At 47.8% G+C, this 21,864-nt stretch carries 17 protein-coding genes and 2 tRNA genes; 14 read left to right on the forward strand and 5 right to left on the reverse strand.

All coding sequences use genetic code 11. The features are described 5' to 3' along the window. Positions 1-5: 5 nt before the first annotated feature. Complete coding sequence (locus KJS94_RS04450; protein ID WP_214446113.1) at positions 6-878, forward strand: hypothetical protein; 873 nt, start codon at positions 6-8, stop codon at positions 876-878. A 73-nt stretch (positions 879-951) separates the two neighbouring features. Here KJS94_RS04450 and KJS94_RS04455 read toward each other — a convergent pair whose 3' ends face one another. The 5 genes from KJS94_RS04455 to KJS94_RS04475 all read right to left on the reverse strand — a co-directional run bounded on the left by KJS94_RS04455 (position 952) and on the right by KJS94_RS04475 (position 8,738). Then, positions 952-2,487 (reverse strand): sigma 54-interacting transcriptional regulator, encoded by a 1,536-nt coding sequence (locus KJS94_RS04455; RefSeq protein WP_214446114.1) that lies wholly within the window; start codon positions 2,485-2,487, stop codon positions 952-954. A gap of 56 nt (positions 2,488-2,543) precedes the next feature. Then, the gene (locus KJS94_RS04460) at positions 2,544-3,641 is read right to left on the reverse strand and encodes a vWA domain-containing protein (RefSeq protein WP_214446115.1); all 1,098 of its coding nucleotides are present in this window, start codon (positions 3,639-3,641) and stop codon (positions 2,544-2,546) included. A 145-nt stretch (positions 3,642-3,786) separates the two neighbouring features. Beyond that, on the reverse strand, positions 3,787-6,840 hold the full coding sequence (locus KJS94_RS04465; RefSeq protein WP_214446116.1) for a glycosyltransferase family 117 protein: 3,054 nt from the start codon (positions 6,838-6,840) through the stop codon (positions 3,787-3,789). Between the two features lie 193 nt (positions 6,841-7,033). Continuing rightward, a complete protein-coding gene (locus tag KJS94_RS04470) occupies positions 7,034-7,855 on the reverse strand; it encodes an SAM hydrolase/SAM-dependent halogenase family protein (RefSeq protein WP_214446117.1) in 822 nt (273 codons plus the stop codon). 73 nt (positions 7,856-7,928) lie between these two features. Further along, positions 7,929-8,738 (reverse strand): SDR family oxidoreductase, encoded by an 810-nt coding sequence (locus KJS94_RS04475; RefSeq protein ID WP_214446118.1) that lies wholly within the window; start codon positions 8,736-8,738, stop codon positions 7,929-7,931. A gap of 217 nt (positions 8,739-8,955) precedes the next feature. Here KJS94_RS04475 and KJS94_RS04480 point away from each other — a divergent pair. The 13 genes from KJS94_RS04480 to KJS94_RS04540 all read left to right on the forward strand — a co-directional run bounded on the left by KJS94_RS04480 (position 8,956) and on the right by KJS94_RS04540 (position 21,825). Beyond that, positions 8,956-9,028 (forward strand) — tRNA-Lys (locus tag KJS94_RS04480). A gap of 79 nt (positions 9,029-9,107) precedes the next feature. Further along, a tRNA-Lys gene (locus KJS94_RS04485) sits at positions 9,108-9,180 on the forward strand. A 138-nt stretch (positions 9,181-9,318) separates the two neighbouring features. Further along, a complete protein-coding gene (locus KJS94_RS04490; protein ID WP_214446119.1) occupies positions 9,319-10,758 on the forward strand; it encodes a pyruvate kinase in 1,440 nt (479 codons plus the stop codon). 84 nt (positions 10,759-10,842) lie between these two features. Next, positions 10,843-11,547: a RibD family protein gene (locus KJS94_RS04495; protein ID WP_214446120.1), complete on the forward strand. Its 705-nt coding sequence runs from the start codon at positions 10,843-10,845 to the stop codon at positions 11,545-11,547. An 88-nt stretch (positions 11,548-11,635) separates the two neighbouring features. Continuing rightward, positions 11,636-12,892 carry a galactokinase gene (locus KJS94_RS04500; protein WP_214446121.1) on the forward strand — a complete coding sequence of 419 codons (1,257 nt, stop codon included), beginning with the start codon at positions 11,636-11,638 and terminating at the stop codon, positions 12,890-12,892. 17 nt (positions 12,893-12,909) lie between these two features. Beyond that, positions 12,910-13,356, forward strand: coding sequence for an RrF2 family transcriptional regulator (locus KJS94_RS04505; protein WP_214446122.1), 447 nt, complete (start codon positions 12,910-12,912; stop codon positions 13,354-13,356). A 238-nt stretch (positions 13,357-13,594) separates the two neighbouring features. Next, complete coding sequence (locus tag KJS94_RS04510; RefSeq protein WP_214446123.1) at positions 13,595-15,457, forward strand: assimilatory sulfite reductase (NADPH) flavoprotein subunit; 1,863 nt, start codon at positions 13,595-13,597, stop codon at positions 15,455-15,457. A 42-nt stretch (positions 15,458-15,499) separates the two neighbouring features. Beyond that, positions 15,500-17,218 carry an NADPH-dependent assimilatory sulfite reductase hemoprotein subunit gene (locus KJS94_RS04515; RefSeq protein WP_214446124.1) on the forward strand — a complete coding sequence of 573 codons (1,719 nt, stop codon included), beginning with the start codon at positions 15,500-15,502 and terminating at the stop codon, positions 17,216-17,218. Between the two features lie 2 nt (positions 17,219-17,220). Continuing rightward, the gene (hemA, locus tag KJS94_RS04520; RefSeq protein ID WP_256449993.1) at positions 17,221-18,462 is read left to right on the forward strand and encodes a glutamyl-tRNA reductase; all 1,242 of its coding nucleotides are present in this window, start codon (positions 17,221-17,223) and stop codon (positions 18,460-18,462) included. A gap of 10 nt (positions 18,463-18,472) precedes the next feature. Continuing rightward, entirely contained in the window at positions 18,473-19,270 is a 798-nt protein-coding gene (gene cobA, locus KJS94_RS04525; RefSeq protein ID WP_214446126.1) for a uroporphyrinogen-III C-methyltransferase, read from the forward strand. Positions 19,271-19,287: 17 nt separating this feature from the next. Then, positions 19,288-20,100 carry a serine O-acetyltransferase EpsC gene (gene epsC / locus KJS94_RS04530; protein ID WP_214446127.1) on the forward strand — a complete coding sequence of 271 codons (813 nt, stop codon included), beginning with the start codon at positions 19,288-19,290 and terminating at the stop codon, positions 20,098-20,100. Positions 20,101-20,195: 95 nt separating this feature from the next. Then, the gene (gene cysK, locus KJS94_RS04535) at positions 20,196-21,107 is read left to right on the forward strand and encodes a cysteine synthase A (RefSeq protein ID WP_214446128.1); all 912 of its coding nucleotides are present in this window, start codon (positions 20,196-20,198) and stop codon (positions 21,105-21,107) included. 10 nt (positions 21,108-21,117) lie between these two features. Next, positions 21,118-21,825, forward strand: a complete 708-nt coding sequence (locus tag KJS94_RS04540; protein WP_239804292.1) for a phosphoadenylyl-sulfate reductase — start codon at positions 21,118-21,120, stop codon at positions 21,823-21,825. Positions 21,826-21,864 lie beyond the last annotated feature (39 nt).

Genomic DNA, 21,864 nt, shown 5'->3' on the forward strand with positions numbered 1-21,864 from the left:
ACCTTATGATGAAATTTCTTCTAACAGGGATCATCACACTCTTTTGTTCATTCAGTTTGATGGCGCAGGACAAGATCTATAAGAAAGGAGGGGAAGTATTGGAAGTAAAAGTGGAGGAAGTGGGGGTAGATGATATCCGGTACAAACTTTTTAATGAACCTTCCGGCCCGGTCTATGCCATCGAGAAAAGCCGTATCATAAAGATCGTTTTTGAAAATGGCCGTGTTGAAACCTATAGCCAAAACCTCAGGGATAAGGAATGGTATATCGGTCAGTCCAGGCATGCATTAAAGGTCAATTTCCTTTCCCCCCTATTTGGCTATACCATGTTCAGCTACGAAAGGTCTATCAAGCCCGGAAAGTCGCTCGAGGCGTCTATTGGCATCATTGGCCTGGGCATGAACCGGTATGCGGAGAGTTACTATGATAATACGGGCAATTATTTTGAATCAAAGCGAAGCCCGGGAGGGGTAGCGTTGGGGGTAGGGTATAAGTTTATCAAGACCCCTGATTTCCTGAGCAGGAATATCAGGTTTGCCCACCTCCTGCAAGGCTCTTACGTTAAACCACAATTGTATACCGGTGTATACAGTGAGAATTACATCAAGCAATCAGGAAATAAGCAGGTTGAAGAAAGGCGTACCGTGGCCTACGGTTCACTTATGGTTGAGTTGGGAAAACAGTGGGTATTTAGTGACCAGTTCCTTTTTGACCTCTACTTTGGCCTGGGGTACACTTTTGACAATATCAACGATAATGACACTTATACCAGCTGGTCAAACGAGGATGCTGCCCATCATTTCACGAACCTCCGACTCGGACAATCACCCGGTTTTGCCCTTAATGGCGGACTACGTTTTGGTTTCCTGCTGAAATAACTGGCAATAAAAAAAGCGGTCAATCCTTTGCATAAACAGGTTTGACCGCTTGTATCTTTTGCGAAGGAACTCATCAGGTGAAATCCTCACTGTCAAAATCTTCCTCGCGCATCCCGGAATTACCAAGGTTGACCATTGAGCCGATCAGGTCCTTGAACTCGATCTTGTTATCGATGATCTTTTTGCTGATAAGGGAATAAGCAGCCAACCCATGCAGGACAAACTCCATGAGTAAGGCAGTTTCCTGATCATTTGCCTTAGGATAATATTTCTTCACCAGTGCATGCAATCCATCTACCTGGTATAGCCTTAATTGCTTGTCCTTATCGGCCAGGGAGAGGAAAAGGTCGATTGCATGGCCATTATCGAACCACCTGATCACCGGCTTGTAGGGGTTTTCTTCCTCTTTCATGGATTCTTTACCCGTGCTCCTGCGTTTCTTGAAAGTATCCGGATTGGGGAAATATTGCACGAACTGACTCCTGATCGATTTGTCCAGCAAATTCATGGCTACCTGGAAGGGGCCTTCCTGTTCACCTTCGTAAACCAATTCAATCTTTCCCGTAATGGAAGGAATAATACCCACCAGGTCGCTCACCCATACCTGGGTTTTCTTCTCCTTATTCAATAATGCCCTTCTTTCCGCCGCACTTACGGCATTCTCAAAGGCACTGATCGTGAGGCGGGCAGAAACGCCGCTTTTCTTATCTACATATTCGTTATTCCTCGCTTCAAATGCAACCTGTTCGATCAACCTTCTTACCAGGTCACTTATGTCCACCAGTTTGCCCTGGGCTTCAGGTATCTCCGCTTCCTGTTCCGTGATGGCAAGGGCATGCTCCAGCGATTTGGGATAATGGGTGAGGATCTGGCTTTCTATCCTGTCCTTCAAGGGGGTTACTATAGAACCACGGTTCGTATAATCTTCGGGGTTAGCAGTGAAGACGAAGAGGATATCCAATGGCATCCTTAGTTTGAAGCCCCTGATCTGGATATCGCCTTCTTCCAGGATGTTGAAAAGGGACACCTGGATCCTGGCCTGCAAATCCGGGATCTCGTTGATGACGAAGATACCCCTGTTGCTACGGGGAATGATACCATAGTGGATCACTTCCTCATCGGCAAAACTCAGCCTCAGGTTAGCCGCCTTGATGGGGTCAATATCACCTATGAGGTCAGCAACACTCACATCTGGTGTAGCCAGCTTTTCACCATAACGCTCGGAGCGGTGTACCCAATGGATGGGTGTTTCATCACCATGCCTGGCGATCAGGTCGCGGGCATGTTTGGAAATGGGCTGCAGGGGATCGTCATTGATCTCGCTGCCATCCACGATAGGTATATATTCATCCAGCAGGTTCACCATTTGCCTGGCCATCCTGGTCTTGGCCTGGCCCCTTAAACCAAGGAAAAGGATATTATGGCGGCTCAGTAAAGCCCTTTCGGTATCGGGAATAACCGTGTCTTCGTAACCAATGATCCCTTCAAAACACTGCTCACCGGACCTTAGCCGTTGAAGCAGGTTTTGCCTGATCTCCTCCTTTACAGACCGTGATTGATAACCTGATGATTTTAACTGGCCTAATGTTTTTATTTTTTTGATATCCATTGATTTGTTGCTATTTACCTGATGATTTAAATCGCATATTCATTTACGTTAGACTATCAATAAAAGGTCTTTCTTTTGCCACTTTCGAAATCCCTGAAGATAAAAGCACCTAAATGGTCCAGTGAGGCAAAGAATGCCTTGCCCTGGTTGGTTTCGGTGAACTCATTTACAAAACGTTGCAGGTAGGGATCTGAAGCGATCATGAAAGTGGTGATCGGGATCTTCAGCTTCTTGCACTGTGCTGCAAGGTTCAGGCACCGGGTAGTGATCTTCCTGTCCAGGCCAAAACTATTCTTGTAATATCGCTTGCCTACCTTCAGGCAGGTAGGTTTCCCATCGGTGATCATAAAGATCTGTTTGTTGGGATTCCGTCTTCTTCTAAGGATATCCATGGCTAATTCGAGACCGGCTACCGTATTGGTATGGTAAGGGCCTACCTGTAAATAGGGCAGGTCCTTGATCTCCACGGGCCAGGCATCATTACCAAACACTACAATATCGAGGGTGTCCTTCGGGTATTTGGTGGTGATCAATTCGCTGAGGGCCATGGCTACCTTCTTGGCCGGGGTGATCCTGTCCTCCCCATAAAGGATCATGGAATGTGAAATATCGATCATCAATACCGTTGATGTTTGGGCCTTGAAGTCCGTTTCCCGGATCTGAAGATCGTCTTCCCTCATGGTAAAGGCATCGATGCCATGGTTGATCTGCGCATTGCGGATGCTTTCTGTAAAATCGATCTGTTCCAGCATATCACCAAACTGGAAAGGCCTTGTTTCCGGATTGATCTCATCGCCCATGCCGGGCTTGAAGGTATTGTGGTTGCCTTGCTTGCTCTTCTTCAGTTTGCCGAAGATCTCTTCCAGTGATCGTTTGCGGATGGTCTGTTCTGTCTTGGGGGTAATCCTGATCTCACCGCTTCCGGCATTTTCATCAATATACCCTTTCTCTTTGAGGTCATCAATGAAATCACCCATACCATACTCCTGGTCCGTGAGTTCATATTCACGATCAAGGTTATTCAGCCATTGCAAAGCTTCGGCCACATCGCCATTGGTATAGGTCAACAGTTGGATGAACAATTCCAGCAACTGGTCAAATTTCGTCTTCCCTTCACTATTGGGGTCAAATCCCCTGAAATGAAATCCCTTCATATTGTTTCCTCCTCCATTTCAAATTACGACATAAAGGACATATTCGCCCATTATCAATTCCCTAACAATTACCAGAACAGATGGTTGTAAAAAAAAGCCACCGGCTTGCGGTGGCTTTATGGTAATCATTATCCGAGTTTTTCCATCAGCGGGGGGAATCCGTGGCTGGCGCAGAATCCTTGGCAGGCCCGATGAGGCCACCACCTTCAATGGAAGGCTGCACCTTGCTGCCCTTGTATTCCGAATCCAGCATGTTCAGCATTTGCAGCAATTGTTGCGCGCTGGCGATCTCATTCCGCATAGCCTCCTGCTTGGCTTCCGGCAATTGGCTGTAATAGGCCAGCTGCTGTTCGAAATCCTTGTGCAGTTCTTTTGATACCTTATCGGCCAGGGTATTGTGACCGGCCTTATAACAGGCTTCAAGGAACTTGAAATTGAAATAGTTATGCTGGTTGCTCTTGCTGACCATGGCATAGGGCATATTCACTTCTAGGATCCCTTTATCTGCATAATCGAGCAGTTGTTTGGCCTCGTCCTTCCTGTTGCGGGAAGCAAGTGCAGCAGCGCCGTCCGCATAGGCAGCCCTGATATTGTTCAGGTGCAGGCGGTTCTGTTCATCAAAGTATACCCCTTTGATATCGGCGCTTCCGAATCCAAACTTGTTGCGCAATTTGTCTACCATCCAGTCTGTATTCATGCCACTGTTGTTGGCAACAGGAACCAGGCGGTAAGTAAGGCCATCCTTGCGGACAAAATTGCCGAATCCCAGTTCCGAAGCCGTATAGGCTGCAGTAAAGCAGATCGGGCGCTTCCATTTGTTGGCCGCGATAATATTCAGGATGATGAGGTCATTCTTCAGCAGGGTATTCCTGTTCTCATTGATGACCACCGGAACTTCCCTGGCCACACTATCATCCTTGTTCACGGTACCATTGTTGCGCACCAGTTGCTCATCTACCGGCAATACAAACTTCTTGGCCGGGAGGTAGTTGATAGACTCCCCACCCTGCAGGGCTACCTTGAAGGCGGCATCCTCACTACCCACCACATTCTTCATCACATCATAGAGGTCATAGAATTTATCCTGGTTCACATCGGGGCGGGGATTGTATACCACGTAGTCGCGGTTGCGGCCCTGGATCTGCTCAGGGGTCCAGATCACATCGATCGGGTCGCTCTCGTTCACTTTGTAACGCAGCTGGTTGATATACCAGTCGATCCCCAACAGGCTGTTGTTGATCACCCTGATATCCGGACGGATGCCTTCTACTTCCTGGGCATACCACAAAGGATAGGTATCGTTATCGCCATAGGTGAAGAGGATGGCATTGGGCGGACAGCTCTCCAGGTAATCCTTGGCGAGGTCACGGGCCAATACTTTCTTGCTCCTGTCATGGTCATCCCATTCCTGGTTGGCCATGATCACCGGAACAGCCAGCATACATACCGCACCGGCCAGCATGCCGGAAACCTGTTCGTTCATTTTCTTCATCAGCCATTCCCTTACCTGCAAAACACCCAGGCCGATCCAGATCGCAAAGGCATAGAAGGAACCCACATAGGCATAGTCACGTTCGCGAGGCTGGTTGCCGGGTTGGTTCAGGTAAAGCACGATCGCAATACCCGTGAAGAAGAACAGGAGACCTACCACCAGGAAATCGCGGCGGTTAGCGAAATATTGGTAAACCGCTCCCAGGATTCCCAAAAGGAAGGGGAGGAGGAATAGTTTGTTATTGGCTTTATTGTGCTTGATGCTATCAGGTAATGCATCCTGGTTGCCCAAACGGGCATTGTCGAGGAAGGATATTCCGGATATCCAGTTACCATCACGCACATTGCCCGGTCCAAAGCCCTGGATATCGTTCTGTTTACCGGCAAAATTCCACATGAAATAACGCCAGTACATCCAGTTCATCTGGTAACCAAAGAAGAACTTGATATTATCGGTCATGCTTGGCTTTTCCCCATCGGCCAGGCCCAGCCAGTCGCGGTAGAAGTCCGCATGCCCCTGGTCATTGCTGCCATCCCAAACCCTTGGGAAGAGCATCTTGTCTTCAGCTGCATAAACAGGCTTTACATCCATACCCACTTCTTCGTACCTGTCTTTCCCCTTGGTGTACTTCATTTTGGTCTCCTCATAATCCGTAGGGGAAGCGGTAAATACCTGGCCATAGAGCAGGGGGAAATCACCATACTGCTCACGACCCAGGTACCCCACCAGGGAATTGGGGTTGTCTACATTATACATATCCACGGCAGGGTTGGCATTCGACCTGATCATAGTAGTGATATAGCTGGAATAACCCAACAGCATAAAGATCACGCACCAGATCCCCAGCCTGAGGAAGTTCCAATGGTTCTTTTTGGCCACCTTCAACCCATAGGCCAGGATAGCAGCGAGCAATACGAAGAAGAAGATGAAGCCGGAGAAGAAAGGCAGGCCAAAATTGTTGACAAACTTCACATCAAACCAGCCGGCTGTCTTAACCGAATACTGGATCACCACCACCTGCACAAAACCGGTAATGATACAGCCTATCAGGAAGGCCCAGAAGGTTCCCATGGTGGTGGGTTTGTACCGACGGAAATAATACACCAGTACAATGGCAGGGATGGTCAGCAGGTTCAGGAGGTGAACACCAATGGACAAACCCATCATGAAAAAGATGAATACGATCCACTTGTCTGCACCTGGTCTGTCGGCCTGGTGCTCCCATTTCAGGATAGCCCAGAAAACAAGGGCAGTGAACAGGGAGGATAGGGCATATACTTCACCTTCCACAGCGCTGAACCAGAAAGAATCTGAAAAAGTATAGGCAAGGGCACCAACTGCACCTGAGGCCATGATGGCAACCAATTGGCTGGCATTGGGCGCAGCATTGTTGGGGCTTACTAGTTTACGGGCGAAATGGGTGATGGTCCAGAAAAGGAAGAGAATAGTGAAACCCGAGCTAAGGGCACTCATTATGTTAACCCCTATGGCAGGATTATCCCCGCCAAATACCACAACAAACAATCTTCCTAGAAGGACAAATAGGGGAGCCCCGGGAGGGTGCGGGATCTGGAGTTTGAAAACACTGGAAATAAACTCACCACAGTCCCATAGGCTGGCAGTGGCTTCCATTGTCATCAGGTAAACAGAGCACGCTATGGCGCATACTAACCATCCGACAATGTTGTTCACTTTGTTAAAATTCATAAAGCATTGGTTTAGTAAAGGCGAAGCAAATATAAGATTCTGGCGTTCCCAATTACAGGGAATAGGCCGATTTTCAGGGAAAGCGCAAAATCTGTTATTACGGTGAATGAAAAGCCATGAAGGAAACTAATTAGGTTATAGAAATGTGAAAAATTTGGAAGGATGATTTTGTTGCACCTTACCGCGTGAGGCTTCATTCAAAAAAGATCTTCACCGTCTGGTAATAGAGTTTGCTTTGGATATAGGTGTTCTGGGCCTGCTCCAGGTATCCCTGCAGGCCAAACAATCCTGCCGCATTGCCTTTATTGATGGATATTTCCAGGTAACCGGCAGCATTGAAAATGGCGAGTTTCTCACCCTCCGGGGCATCGGCATAGCTTTCACTGATCCTGTCGATCACTTCATTACGTTTGAATACAATGGAAAATTTACGGCCGCGTCGCTGTTCTTCGAACTGTTCACGGGTAATATTCACCACCACGTTCTCAAAATTGTCGATGAAGATGATATGCCCTTCCATCCACTCATCGCTCAACCAGGGTTTCAGTGGTTTTTTCTCAATGATCGGGATATCAGGGATGCCAATATCGGTCAGCCTTTTCCCCTCCAGGATATCATTGATGGCCTGTCCAAAGGTTTTCACACATTCGATCGTGTTCCTGTTCAGTGATTTTGGCAGGGGAAGGCCGATCACCATTTCCGGGCGTTCTTCCAGGATCATGGTGAGCAGTCCATTATCGGCACAAAGGAAATACTGGTCATTATGGTAGGCCAGCAACATATGGTCCGGCTTCCTGTCGAAAAGGTTCACCAGGATGATATGGTAACTCTGCGAAGGGAAATGACGGATGGCGTTTCGGCAAACATAGGCCGCCTGCGGATAGTTAAAAGGAGGCAACTGGTGGGAAATATCCACTAACCGAAAGTCGGGGTTCATTTGCATCAACTGCCCCTTGACCGCCCCAACCAGGTAATCCTGTCCGCCTATATCAGATGTAAGGGTTATTAATGCCATGAAGGGTTAACTACAATATATGCAGTAATTAAATATACAATTCAAATGATCTTATCAATGATACCAGGCCAGCTTATTTGATCAGCTTTCCTTCCTTGAAGAAAAACTTATGGGTAAGCTTATCTGTTAAGGCAGGGAAGAAGCGGTTCATGAAAACAGCTCGCTTACCTGTAAACGTTAGCACGAGGGATCGTTTCCTTTTCTCAATGGCACGAAGGATATGGATGGCGCATTCCTCAGCCGACATCATATCGCCTTCATCCATCGGGCTTTCGCCCTGTGCCCTACCTTCCGCGTTCAGGGCGGCATTGCGGATATTGGAGGTGGTGAAGCCTGGGCTCACCCACATTACATGCACATCCTTATCCAGCATTTCGGTCCGCAAGGCTTCCAGCCAGCCCTGGAGGGCAAACTTGGAGGCCGAATAGGCGCTCCTTCCAGGCAACCCCCTGTAACCGGCAATGGAGGACACCCCAACAACTATGCCCTTCCTGCTGATGATGGAAGGCAGGGCATACTTGGTGCAATAAACAGCGCCAAAGAAATTAATATCCATCACCTTCCGGAAGACTTCTGTTTCGGCATCTTCCACCAATGCACGCATGGAGATGCCGGCATTGTTGATCAGGATATCAATGCCCCCAAAAGTATCAATGGTTGATTCGATGAATTTCCTGCAATCCTCTTCCTTACTCACATCGGCCACAACGGTATGCAACAGGACCTGCGCATTCTCCATTTGCAGGTTGTAGAGCTTGTCATAATTGCGTCCGCAGGTTGCCACCTTGGCACCCATGGAGATCAATGCATCTACCAGGGCTTTCCCGATCCCGTCACTTCCCCCGGTGATGGCTACAACTTTATTGGTGAAAAACGTTGACATATGAGGCTTAGAATATAAGTCGCAAACCTAGCAAAAAGAAACCATCGGTTTTCAATACAATCGATTATTCCTCTGTGCAATAGCTCTAATAGGGGAGAACCAAAAAGCCCCGAAAAAAAATCGAAAAACAAAAGAAAAAAATTTGGTGTCAAAGGTTTTCTCCCTATTTTTGCACTCCCAAAACAAACGACAACAGTTTGAAGCTCTTATAAAGGTTGATTCCGTAGCTCAGTTGGTAGAGCAATACACTTTTAATGTATGGGTCCTGGGTTCGAGTCCCAGCGGGATCACTGGTTTAAAGCTTCCGTCAGGAAGCTTTTTTATTGGAAGCCTTAGTTCATGCTTAAGGCACCACACCTTTGTAAGGTTGATTCCGTAGCTCAGTTGGTAGAGCAATACACTTTTAATGTATGGGTCCTGGGTTCGAGTCCCAGCGGGATCACGAAAACAACCAAATCCCCCGGATAATTCCGGGGGATTTTTTATTCCGGCAACATGACCATTGCGCACTACATCACTGATCAATGTCATTTAATTTGACAATCCGCGAAAGCATCTTTGCCAACAAAAGGAATAGGTTATGTCTACTTGCTATGAAGACCTTGCCAGTGAGTTGAACAGGATAGATGAGTTAATGGTCAAATCGGAGTCGGATTTTCGCAACCTCCTGGACAATGTCCATCCCCGGCAATATAAAAACGCGGTCAACCTCCTGCACTATCTAACTTTAAGGAATATTGATATCCGTGCCCTGCAGGATGCCCTGCATTCCGCGGGTCTTTCTTCCCTGGCAAGTTCTGAAAGTCATATAAGGGGACAGGTCATTGCGATCTCACAAAGACTAGGAATAGAAAAGACCAGGCCCGATGATGTTTTCAGTTTTGAAACGGGTAAACTATCCCTGGCCCAAAAATCGGCAACCTTATTTGGCACAAAGGAGTACACCAATATACCCTATATCATGGTCACCTTTGATACAACAATGGCGGAAGACTATGATAAGGTCAAAAACCTGGTACTATCGGGAATGAATATTGCCCGGATCAATTGTGCACATGATCAGGAAGAAATCTGGCTGAGGATGATCCGCCATGTAAAGCGGGCCACCGAAGAAACTGGAATAGGATGCAAGGTCTACATGGACCTGGCCGGGCCTAAGATCAGGACCCTTACGCGCGATAAGAAAAAAGTGGATGTTAAGGAAGGAGACCGGCTTTGGCTAGCAGATCAGCAACATATGGACGAAGGCAAGAAGACCATAGGTTGTACGGTACCAGGCATAGCGGAACAAGTGAAACCAGGTCACCGGGTCCTTTTCGATGACGGCCTGATCGAAGCTTTCGTTGAAAAAACGGAACACGATCGTATCCGTATCAAGATCCTCCGCATTTCTTCCGGCAAACCTTATATAAAACATGAAAAAGGAATCAATTTCCCGGATTCATCCCTCTCCATTCCCGCATTGACCGACTTTGATAAAAAATGCCTTCCCTTTATTGTAAAAAATGCTGACTTACTGGGCTATTCTTTCGTGAAACAACCCACAGACCTGCTTGAACTAAGGGAATTATTGCAAGACAACCAGGCATTGGGATTGATCATCAAAATCGAAACCCCTGAGGCGGTAAAGAATTTGCCGGCACTGCTTTTCTGCGGCATGAAACAGGAAAGGCTGGGTATCATGATCGCTAGGGGAGACCTGGCGGTAGAGATCGGTTTTGAGCGGATGAGTGAGATCCAGGAAGAGATACTCTGGATCTGCGAGGCCGCTCACGTGCCGGTGATCTGGGCTACACAGGTTTTGGAAAGCCTGAATAAGTCAGGGGTTGCAACCAGGTCAGAGGTGACCGATGCTTCACACGCTGCCATGGCGGATTGTGTAATGATCAACAAGGGTGAGTTCATGATCAGGACCATGGAGACATTGAAGGATATACTCCTGCGTAGTGGTGGGCATCATTTAAAGAAGCGGTATACTTTCCGGCCCCTTGCTATTGCCAGGAGGTTTATTGGTACTTGATTACCCTTAGGTGGACGCGTTCCATCATTTCCTAATTTAGTCCGTCCATGATTATAGTTAATAGCCGATGTAAAATTGTTCCGTATGAAGCCATATGTCATTTGTCATAGCCTGGGATCTGTAGATGGTAAGATCAAACAGGATATCTGGGGTTATTCAGACCACCACAAATATTTTGAAGAGCCCGCAGCAAAGATCAAGGCTGATGCCTGGTTAGTGGGAAGGGTGACCATGCAGGAATTTTGCAGCAAGAAGAAACATCCCCTGAAAAAGGGGAGGCTCAATATTCCTAAAACAGATTACGTTGCCCAATACAAAACCAAAACATTTGCAGTGGTGATAGACCCTTCCGGGAAATGCCAATGGGATACCAATATGGTTTCTACTGAACATGTGATAGAAGTTTTGACTGAAAAGGTCCCTGCTGCCTATCTCGATCACCTGCGATCCAAACAGGTTTCCTACATCTTTGGGGGCAAGACCAGGATTGACCTTGAGCTGGTGCTGGAAAAACTGAACAGTCTTTTTGGCATCAAGGTGGTGAGGATAGATGGAGGCGGGCATGTTAATGGTTCCTTCCTTAAGGCCGGACTGATCGATGAATTCAGCTTTGTATTGGCTCCTATTGCAGACGGAACCATTGGCGCGCTTACTGTTTTTGAAGTGGAAAAAGGTTACGGGAAAAGAATGGCAACAAGGCTGCAACTACAATCGGTAAAGAAGATCTTTGACGATTTCCTCTGGATAAGGTACAAAGTACTGAGGTCTGCTACCTCCCCCAAAGGTTAACCGGATTTCCCAAAGGGGGTTAGGTCTACTGGATAAGCGGTGATTTTTTCATCAGTATCCAGTAAATTAGCGAAGCAAGCAACGATTCATGACCAACCAAAACTACGAGGCCGGGCTGGAGCAGCCGGGCTATGCATCCATGCTAAGAGTGTGGAATGCCTTTACCCGCCATTTTGAAACCAGCCCTACGCTGATTGCCCGCTCACCCGGCAGGATCAACCTGATTGGCGAACATACGGATTACAATAAGGGTTTTGTGCTTCCCGCGGCCATCGATAAACAGGTCTTTGTGGCCATTCGCAAAAGGGAAGATAGGCAACTGAGGTACCTGGCAGTGGACCTGGAGGATCAATACCAGGGCACCCTAGGTAACTTGGTGAGGTCACCCAAACTTTGGCCCGATTACCTCAATGGCGTAGTTGACCAGTTCCTGAAAAAGGGACTAAACCTGACAGGATTGGATATTGCGATAGGAGGGGATATCCCATCCGGCGCAGGTTTGTCTTCCTCGGCAGCCATTGAATGCGCAACCGCATTTGCCCTCAATAAACTATTCCTTTTCGAGCTCGACAGGTTGGAATTGGTCAGGTTGGCGCAAGCAGCCGAAAACCAATTTGTGGGGGTGAATTGCGGTATCATGGACCAGTTCGCCAGTATGTTCGGGGTGGCCGATCATGCCATCATGCTGGATTGCAAGACCCTCAAATATGAATATGTTCCCCTGAACCTTCGGCAGAATGCGATCCTGCTGCTGGACACCGGGGTAAAGCACTCCCTTGCTTCGGGAGAATACAATCTCCGCAGGCAGCAATGTGAAGAAGGGGTAAAGGCGCTACAACAGGTCTATCCACAGGTGGAAAGCCTTCGTGATGTCAACCGTGCCATGATCGAATACAACCTGAAAGGTATGGTCAGCGAACTGATCTATAACCGCTGCAAATATGTGGTGGAGGAAAATCTTCGCCTGCAGGTGGGGTGTGAAGCATTGCGCCGCAATGACCTTTCGTTCTTTGGTAAGCGCATGTTTGCTTCCCACCAGGGCCTTAGTAAATTATATGAGGTCAGCTGTCCGGAATTGGATTACCTGGTAGAACTGGCCAGGAATGAGCCTTCGGTACTGGGGGCACGGATGATGGGTGGTGGCTTTGGCGGTTGTACCATTAACATAGTGAAAAAAACAGCATTGGAAGAAGTCATCCATAACATCAGCAAGGCTTATAAGGACAAGTTCGGACAAGTTCCTGCTGCCCATGTTTGCAGCATCAGTGAGGGCACTTCACTGGTAAAGCCTCCCTTAGCTAAACAGGAAGCAGAACCGAAAAAGGACGGAGTTAAAAAGAAATAGTATTTTTCGGTCTACTTATGTTGTCCGCAAAAGCACAATACGCCATCCATGCACTAACCTATCTTGGTGAACATTACCAGCAAGGGTTCATCCCCATTAACCAGATCGCCGAAAAGCGAAAGATACCGGGAAAGTTTCTCGAGGCCATCCTGCTGGAATTGAAGAAGGCAGGCGTATTGGGTAGCAAGGCCGGGAAACATGGTGGTTATTACCTCACCCGGCATCCCAGGGAAATCCCCATGGTACTCATCCTTCGCTTGATGGATGGTCCAATAGCACTACTACCTTGTGTGAGCAAAATGTTCTACGAACCCTGCAGACTCTGTCCCTACCCGGAGGAAAGCTGTAATATCCGCAGGATATTCCTGGAAGTAAGGGACGCTACCCTCAAAGTCATCGAAGGAAAGACCCTCCAGGACCTCATGAATCCGGGAACATTGCTGGAAGGGGATTTCATTATTTAACCATTATTTATTGCAAATCAATACTATATAATTTATTTTATTTTTTATTTTTATTACCCCTATTAAAACAATAGGAATTATAGATATTATGACTATTTTTGGTTCATGAAATCAGCTCATCGCAATATGACATCCTGTTGCATTAACCTATTTAGAGAAGGGCTATTCATTTAATAAAACCACAAAAAGATCAATGAACGCCCATCCGAGCAGGAGGGCGTTTTTTTAAATAGATCATATGAGCAGTGCAAACCAAACATTACCCGCAGCATTATTCTCCAGCAGTGAGCAGGAGCAGGTAAGACAACTGCTGCAAAATTTCTCCAACCAGCAGTTGCAATGGCTGGCAGGATACCTGACGGGATTACAGCATAGTAACCAGCAATTGCTGAACCTGATCAACAGGATACCGGTAGCCCAGGAAGGCATATCCAATGAGCCCATTGTGCAGAAGGAATCGATCACCGTTCTATACGGCTCCAAAAGTGGTAACGGTAAAGCGGTTGCCAAGAACCTGCACGATAAACTGATAGCAAGAGGCTATACCGCTACCCTCCAAAATATGGGCCAGTACCAGCCTTCGAAACTGAAAGATGAAAAATGGTTGCTCGTTGTGGTGAGCACCCATGGCGAAGGCGATCCTCCCCCAACCGCTGAAGACCTGCATGCGTTTATCCATACCCGTAAGGCCCCGAAATTGAGTGAAACAAGGTATGCTGTCCTCGCGCTTGGTGATAAAAGCTATGCCAGTTTCTGCCAGACAGGAAAGGATTTTGACAAACGTTTGGGTGAACTGGGTGGCCAAAAAGTATTGGAAAGGGTGGATGCCGATGTTGATTTTGAAGAGACAGCAGAGCAATGGATCGAATCGGTGATCGCCAAGGTACAACAGGAGTTTGGCGCATCAACCGGCCAGGCCCAACCGCTTAGGGAACAAAGTTCCAATGGATCGGTAAAAACCGCTGCCCCTGCTGTTAAATACAACCGCAAGAATCCTTTCGAAGCCACCGTGCTGGAAAAGGTCCAACTGAATGGCAGGGGATCTGCCAAGCAAACCTTCCATATTGAACTGTCGCTGGAAGGTAGTGGCTTAAGCTACCAACCTGGTGACACCCTTGGCTTGATCGTAGAGAACGACACCAGCCTGGTTCAGACCATTATTGAGAAAATGGGTTGGGACGGAAACCTGTTGTTGAATCGTAAGGAAGAATTGGTAAGCCTACAGGACTTCCTGACCAAACAGGCTGAATTGACCACTATAAGCGGGGTCTTCCTGCAACAATACGCTTCTTATGTGAATGACCCGGCCCTGGCCCATTCACTGCAAAATACCCTCCAAGACAAAACCGCATTGGGAGAATTTGTTTATGGCAAGGATGTATTGGATATCCTCATTGCCTATCCTTCCTCTATCAGTCCTGCACAGTTTGCAGATGCCGTGCTACCCCTGCAGGCCAGGCTTTATTCCATAGCCAGTTCCATAACCGCACACCCCGATGAAGTGCATATTACGGTGGGCAAGGTGCAGTACACCAATAATAACAGGCTACATAAAGGTGTGGCATCTAACCACATCGCTGATAAACTGGAGATCGGCTCCAATGTAAAGGTGTTCATTGAAAAGAATGAATCCTTCCGCCTTCCGGAAAATGCCGAAAGCCCGATCATCATGATCGGTCCCGGTACTGGCATTGCGCCTTTCCGTGCATTCGTGGAAGAAAGGGCTGAAACCGGCGTCAATGGTAAATCCTGGCTCTTCTTCGGAGACCAGCATTTCACCACCGATTTCCTTTACCAGCTGGAATGGCAACGATTCCTGAAACAGGGTTCACTGACCAAAATGAATACAGCCTTTTCGCGCGATACCGATAAGAAGATTTACGTACAAACCAGGATGAAGCAGCATGCTTCAGAGTTATTCCAATGGCTGGAAGAAGGTGCAACCATCTATGTGTGTGGCGATGCCAAGCGCATGGCTAAGGATGTGAGGCAAACCTGGATCGACATTGTTCAACAGGAAGGTAATCGCAATGTAGAGGAAGCAGCTGAATACATAAAGCAATTGATCAAATCTGGCCGTTACCAGGAAGATGTTTACTAAAGACAAAATGCTTAATCATCTCATTCAAACTGTATAATATCCATGTCACTCAATCAGGATAAATCAAAACTTAGTGAAGTAGAACACATCAAGGAAGCCAGTAATTACCTTGAAGGCACCCTGCCGGATAGTTTAAAGGACGAACTGACTGGAAACCTTTTTGCTCAGGACCAGCAATTGATCAAGTTCCATGGCAGTTATGTGCAAAGCGACAGGGAACTGGAAAAGGAAAGGAAGGCCCAAAAACTGGAACCCCTCTATTCCTTTATGATCAGGGTAAGGGTACCGGGAGGTATTGCTACTCCCCAGCAATGGGTGGCCCTGGATGACCTGGCGAACAAGTACGGCAACCCGACACTTAAGCTAACAACGCGACAGGCTTTTGAGTTGCATGGTATCCTGAAACATAATCTCAAGCCAACCATCAGGGAGATCAACGAAACACTCCTGAGCACTATCGCAGCCTGTGGTGACGTGAACAGGAATGTCATGAACACGGTCAATCCCTACACCTCCGCCATCCATGATGATGTACAGGCCGTAGCACAGGCCATCAGCGACCACCTCAATCCAAGGACCACGGCTTATTACAAGATATGGCTGAATGATGAGGAAGTAGGCGGCTCCGGTGTCCAGGAAGAGGAAATTGACGAACCCATTTATGGGAAAACCTATTTGCCCAGGAAATTCAAGATCACCCTGGCTATCCCGCCCTATAACGATACCGATGTATTTGCGCACGACATAGGCCTGATCGCCATTGAAGACAACGGTAAACTAGCCGGCTTCAATTTTTCCGTTGGCGGGGGCATGGGCATGACCTTCGGCGATGAAGGCACTTATCCCAGGTTGGGTAACGTTATTGGTTATGCGCCGGTAGATAAGGCAGTGGATGTTTGTGAGAAGATCGTGACCATTCAGCGCGACTATGGCAACAGGGAGAACAGGAGGTATTCCCGTTTCAAATATACTGTTGACCGCATGGGCCTGGAATTCATCAAAACAGAATTGAATAAACGCCTGGGTTATGACCTGGAACCGGCAAAGCCCTTCAAATTCACCACCAATGGCGACAGTTATGGATGGGTTAAAGGGGTGAGTGGGAAATGGTTCAATACACTGTACATAGAACATGGAAGGGTAAGGGATTTTGAAGATTATCCCCTGAAAAAGGGATTGAGGGCCATAGCAGAAGTGCTGGACGGGGATTTCAGGCTGACAGGAAACCAGAATGTGGTGATCGGTAATGTATCGGAAGAGCAGAAGCCCCAGATAGAAGCATTACTACAGCAATATGGGATCGCACAACACCAGGAAGTAACCAATTTGCACCAGCATTCACTCGCCTGTGTGGCGCTTAATCTTTGCCCACTGGCCAATGCAGAAGGGGAAAGGTACCTGCCCACCCTGGTAAGCAAGATTCATGCGCTGCTGTCTGCACATGGTATTGGTGAGCAAGCTATCACCATCCGGATGACGGGCTGCCCCAATGGATGTGGAAGGCCTTACCTCGGTGAGATCGGTTTTGTAGGACGTGCTCCGGGAAAATACAATCTATACCTGGGGGCATCTTTCAATGGCGATCGCCTGAACGTATTGTACAGGGAAGCCCTGACAGAAGAAGAGATCCTGGCTACCCTTGATCCGATCATCGGTCAATACGCAAAAGAGAAAGCAGAAGGGGAACATTTCGGTGATTTCCTTTTAAGGAAAGGGATTGTCAACCCCCATTACAATAAATCAGATTTCCATAGCAGTTGAACATGATCGTAGTTGCAGGCATAAACCATCACTCCGCTACAATGGAACAGCTCTCTGCCCTTAAGGCAGCAGTAGCTGATCCTGCCGTTGCCCTTCAGCAGATCAGTGAGGAAGGAATCGCTACAGGCGCTGTTTGGCTATCCACCTGCAACAGGCTGGAATTGTATGCAGACCTGCCTTTCAATTGCAAGCACCGGGCGAAGAGCTGGCTATTACAGCAATTTGGCCTGGAAGAACAGCCGGAATACATGTATATCCACCTGGAGAACGGAGCCATATGGCATCTATTGCAAGTGGCGGCAGGACTGAATTCCGCAGTTATAGGGGAGGACCAGGTACTTCAGCAGATCAGGGAAGCGTATAAACTTTCAACAAGCAGAGGGGTAAGCTCAGCCCTGATCAACAGGTTATTTCATAAAGCCATTGAAACCGGCAAACTGGTAAGGTCCCAAACAGCTATCAATAAGGGTAATACTTCTGTAGCCTCGGTAGCAATAGAATTGATGGAAGCCAGCCTGCCGACTCAACAACCCGACAGGTCTCAACCAGTATTACTCGTAGGTGCAGGTACAACTGCAACACTCATAGCATCCATTCTTTCTTCAAAAGGATGGACACATGTAAGGATATGGAACCGTACTACAGCAAAGGCCAGAAAACTGGCTGCCGAATTTGGATTCGAAGCGATAAACGACCAGGAATTAGAAGCTGCAACCATTTCTTCCAGTAAGATCATCCTTGCTGTATCAGGAAAGCATCCGGTACTGCCCTTGAAGGATTGGATGCTGCAACCCAATGCCATCCAAATGGTGGTAGACCTTAGTATGCCATTCCAGGTGAAAGATTCGGATTTACCTGACCGCGTTGCACTGGTGAACATGAATGCCATCAGGCATCAGCAACAAATGGCGATCAGGCAAAGGGAACTTTCGGTTAATGCTGCCTGGAACCTGGCTGAAACGGCCTATCATGAATTCCTTGAATGGAGCCGTCAGCAATGGATCGGTAAAACACTTGAACAATGGGAGCATTTGTTCGAACAATTGCATCAAAGACAGCTAAAGAATTTCCGCAAGACTGCTGAAAGTGAAACTGAAAACCTTGAGCAGTATGGCAGGAACCTATACCGATCCATACTCAGGCAATTGGCCTGGCAATTACGCAATATGGAGAAAAATGACCAGCAGGCAGAGAAGATCTCCAGGTTGCTGGCCTTTGTTGAACCTTATGAACAATTGAATTAAAACGCTAAACATGAGAGCGATCACGGCAAATAGCGGAAAGGTATTTATTACAGGAGCAGGTCCAGGAGACCCGGGCTTGCTGACCCTTCGTGCCAAGGAAGTCATTGAACTGGCAGATGTGATCCTGTACGACAACCTTATCAATATGTCCATCCTTTCATGGGCTAAGGAAAAAGCCGAAAAGGTCTTTGTTGGCAAACTACCATATTGTTCTTCCATCCGCCAGGAGACCATCAACGAATGGCTTTACCTGCATGCACTGGAAGGGAAACAAGTGGTGAGGCTGAAAGGCGGTGACCCCCTCATCTTTGGCAGGGGAGCGGAGGAAGCAGAATACCTGGTAGAAAGGGGAATTGAGATCGAGATCGTCCCTGGTGTGACCAGTAGCCTGGCCGCCACTGCCTATGCAGGCATTCCCCTGACCCATCGGGATGCTGCCCAAAGCGTTTTATTTGTAACCGGCCATACCAAGAAAGGCAAAACAACCGGACTGAATTTCAATTGGCCCATGCTCGCAGCATATGACGGCACCATTGTCTTCTACATGGGTGTAAAGAACCTGGAAGCCATATGTGAGAACCTTATCCAGCATGGTAAAGCACCTGAAACAATGGTGGCAGTAATTGAAAACGGTTCACTCTTGCAGCAGCGCGTAATTTCCGGTAATTTGGGAACAATTGCCGGTAAAGCAGCAGCCGCAGTGATTGGCACTCCCTCCCTGATCGTTGTTGGGGAAGTGGTAAAGTACCATGAACAACTCAATTGGTTTGCAGCAGTCCAGCAACAGTTTAAACAAGCTATTGCCTGACCAATCATTTAAAATTTATGAGCTTACAACAAGGTTACATATTGAGTAATTCAGTGCCCAGGAAAAAGCAGGTGATTGAATTTGCCCAGGAACTGGTGGACCACCTTTTCCCTGTGGTGGAAAATGAAAAAACATTCCTGCAACGCTACAACAGGCGACTGGATATCCTAAAGAATCATTTCCTGGAAATCCTTTTCGCCTTCCCTGAAGGTACCATCAATGACCAGGAAGGGATATCGGCTGCCTTCTTCAAATCGATCGAAACAGTAAAAGCCAACCTGCTGGAAGATGCAAGGGCGCTCCAGCAATTTGACCCGGCTGCCAAATCATTGGAAGAAGTGGTCCTCACTTATCCCGGTTTCCAGGCCGTCATGGCCTACCGCGTTGCCCATGTCTTGTATGGTTTGAAGGTTCCTCTTGTGCCCAGGATCATCAGTGAGTGGGCACATAGCCAGACCGGTATTGATATCCATCCAGGTGCTACGATCGGGGTGCCTTTCATGATCGATCATGGAACTGGTGTGGTGATCGGTGAAACCTCAGTGATCGGGAAGAATGTAAAGGTATACCAGGGCGTGACCATCGGGGCCCTGGCCGTAAAGAAAGAGGAGGCTGAAGTAAAGAGGCACCCGACCATTGAAGACAATGTGATCATTTATGCCAACAGCACCATCCTGGGTGGTAAAACAGTGATCGGCCATGACAGCATCATCGGTGGCAACTGTTTTATTACGGATAGTGTACCGGCGCATAGCCTGGTGTACCACCAACCCATCATTACAGTGAAGAATAAAAAGGACTTTACCGAACCGCTCAACTGGGTAATATGAGGCAGAAGCCTAAAACGGATATCAGTAAATCAACAATAAATCAAAAGCAATCATAATTCCTTAGCAATATTTTCAACCATTCAAAATCAAGTCAGATGATCGCAAATAACATTCTCGGAACCATTGGTAACACACCTCACGTGAAGTTGAACCGTTTGTTTGGCGACAAACACAACGTTTATATCAAGCTGGAAAGAGCCAATCCCGGTGCCAGCATCAAGGACAGGATCGCCCTGGCCATGATCGAAGATGCAGAACAGAAAGGTATCCTTCACAAGGATAGTGTGATCATTGAACCCACATCCGGTAATACAGGGATTGGCCTGGCCATGGTTGCCGCAGTTAAGGGCTACAAACTCATCCTGGTGATGCCGGAAAGCATGAGTATCGAAAGGCGACGCCTGATGAGTTTATATGGTGCCAGCTTTGAGCTGACCCCAAGGGAGAAGGGGATGAAGGGAGCCATTGAAAAAGCCAAGGAACTGGTTGCTTCAACCCCCAATGCCTGGATGCCCCAGCAGTTCGACAACGCGGCCAATACGGAAGTTCACCGCAAAACAACGGCCCAGGAGATCATCAATGATTTCCCCAACGGTATCGACTACCTGATAACCGGTGTGGGTACCGGCGGTCATATCACCGGTTGCGCTGAGGTCCTTAAAGCCAGATTCCCCAACCTGAAAGTTTTTGCTGTTGAGCCTGAATTGTCACCCGTACTGAGCGGCGGTTCCCCATCCCCGCACCCCTTGCAGGGAATTGGAGCAGGATTCGTTCCTTCTATCCTGAACCGCGAAGTGTTGGATGGTATCATCCAGGTGTCCAAAGATGATGCCTTCAGTTTTGCACAAAGGGCTGCGAAGGAAGAAGGCATTTTCATGGGGATATCCAGTGGCGCTTCATTGGCTGCTGTAGCTAAAAAACTGGCAGAGATCCCGGAAGGAAGTACCGTACTCACCTTTAATTACGATACCGGTGAGCGTTACCTGTCAATAGATGGATTGTATTAATTGAAACCTAATGAATATGGATGTACGTGAGTTGAATGAAAGGCTGGGGGCAATGACTGCAGCAGAACGATTGGTTGCATTGGCAGCTGCCTTTCCTGTAGGTGCGGTGTTCTCCACATCATTGGGACAGGAAGACCAGGTGATCACCCACCTGGTCGCCAGGCAATCCCTTCCTGTCAGCATATTTACGCTGGATACCGGAAGGCTGTTCCAGGAAACCTATGACCTGCTGGACAAGACCATTGCCCGCTATAAAGTTTCCATCAGGGCATATTTTCCTGATGCTGCCAGGGTAGAGGAGTTGCTGACCCAAAAGGGCGCCAACAGTTTTTATGAATCAGTCGAAAACAGGAAGGAGTGCTGCTTCATCAGGAAAGTGGAACCCCTTAACAGGGCACTGAAAGGAGCCAGTCTGTGGATCACTGGTTTAAGGGCCGAACAAAGCGAGAACAGGCAAGGTTTGTCCTTCGTGGAATGGGATGCCAGCCGGAACCTTGTTAAAGCCAACCCACTGCTCGACTGGTCCCTGCAGGATGTATTGGATTTCATCCACGAAAACAATGTGCCTTACAATGTACTGCATGACAGGGGATTTCCCAGCATTGGATGTGCCCCTTGCACCAGAGCCATTGAACCCGGCGAGGACATCAGGGCCGGAAGATGGTGGTGGGAAGCCTCCCAAAAGGAATGCGGGCTTCATGCAGAATCAGCCAAATAAATTGATAACCCCGAAAGAGAAGAGAAGCGTTTATATGTC

The sequence above is a fragment of the Flavihumibacter rivuli genome (genome assembly GCF_018595685.2).
GTDB classification, from domain to species: domain Bacteria; phylum Bacteroidota; class Bacteroidia; order Chitinophagales; family Chitinophagaceae; genus Flavihumibacter; species Flavihumibacter rivuli.

What these genes read in the sequence shown, in the direction of transcription:
- KJS94_RS04455 (WP_214446114.1), bottom strand. Translation starts at nt 2,487, where the DNA reads ATGGATATCAAAAAAATAAAAACATTAGGCCAGTTAAAATCATCAGGT.
- KJS94_RS04475 (WP_214446118.1), bottom strand. Translation starts at nt 8,738, where the DNA reads ATGTCAACGTTTTTCACCAATAAAGTTGTAGCCATCACCGGGGGAAGT.
- KJS94_RS04465 (WP_214446116.1), bottom strand. Translation starts at nt 6,840, where the DNA reads ATGAATTTTAACAAAGTGAACAACATTGTCGGATGGTTAGTATGCGCC.
- KJS94_RS04490 (WP_214446119.1), top strand. Translation starts at nt 9,319, where the DNA reads ATGTCTACTTGCTATGAAGACCTTGCCAGTGAGTTGAACAGGATAGAT.
- KJS94_RS04500 (WP_214446121.1), top strand. Translation starts at nt 11,636, where the DNA reads ATGACCAACCAAAACTACGAGGCCGGGCTGGAGCAGCCGGGCTATGCA.
- epsC (WP_214446127.1), top strand. Translation starts at nt 19,288, where the DNA reads ATGAGCTTACAACAAGGTTACATATTGAGTAATTCAGTGCCCAGGAAA.
- cysK (WP_214446128.1), top strand. Translation starts at nt 20,196, where the DNA reads ATGATCGCAAATAACATTCTCGGAACCATTGGTAACACACCTCACGTG.
- cobA (WP_214446126.1), top strand. Translation starts at nt 18,473, where the DNA reads ATGAGAGCGATCACGGCAAATAGCGGAAAGGTATTTATTACAGGAGCA.
- KJS94_RS04460 (WP_214446115.1), bottom strand. Translation starts at nt 3,641, where the DNA reads ATGAAGGGATTTCATTTCAGGGGATTTGACCCCAATAGTGAAGGGAAG.
- KJS94_RS04495 (WP_214446120.1), top strand. Translation starts at nt 10,843, where the DNA reads ATGAAGCCATATGTCATTTGTCATAGCCTGGGATCTGTAGATGGTAAG.
- KJS94_RS04470 (WP_214446117.1), bottom strand. Translation starts at nt 7,855, where the DNA reads ATGGCATTAATAACCCTTACATCTGATATAGGCGGACAGGATTACCTG.
- KJS94_RS04515 (WP_214446124.1), top strand. Translation starts at nt 15,500, where the DNA reads ATGTCACTCAATCAGGATAAATCAAAACTTAGTGAAGTAGAACACATC.
- KJS94_RS04540 (WP_239804292.1), top strand. Translation starts at nt 21,118, where the DNA reads ATGAATATGGATGTACGTGAGTTGAATGAAAGGCTGGGGGCAATGACT.
- KJS94_RS04505 (WP_214446122.1), top strand. Translation starts at nt 12,910, where the DNA reads ATGTTGTCCGCAAAAGCACAATACGCCATCCATGCACTAACCTATCTT.
- KJS94_RS04450 (WP_214446113.1), top strand. Translation starts at nt 6, where the DNA reads ATGATGAAATTTCTTCTAACAGGGATCATCACACTCTTTTGTTCATTC.
- KJS94_RS04510 (WP_214446123.1), top strand. Translation starts at nt 13,595, where the DNA reads ATGAGCAGTGCAAACCAAACATTACCCGCAGCATTATTCTCCAGCAGT.
- hemA (WP_256449993.1), top strand. Translation starts at nt 17,221, where the DNA reads ATGATCGTAGTTGCAGGCATAAACCATCACTCCGCTACAATGGAACAG.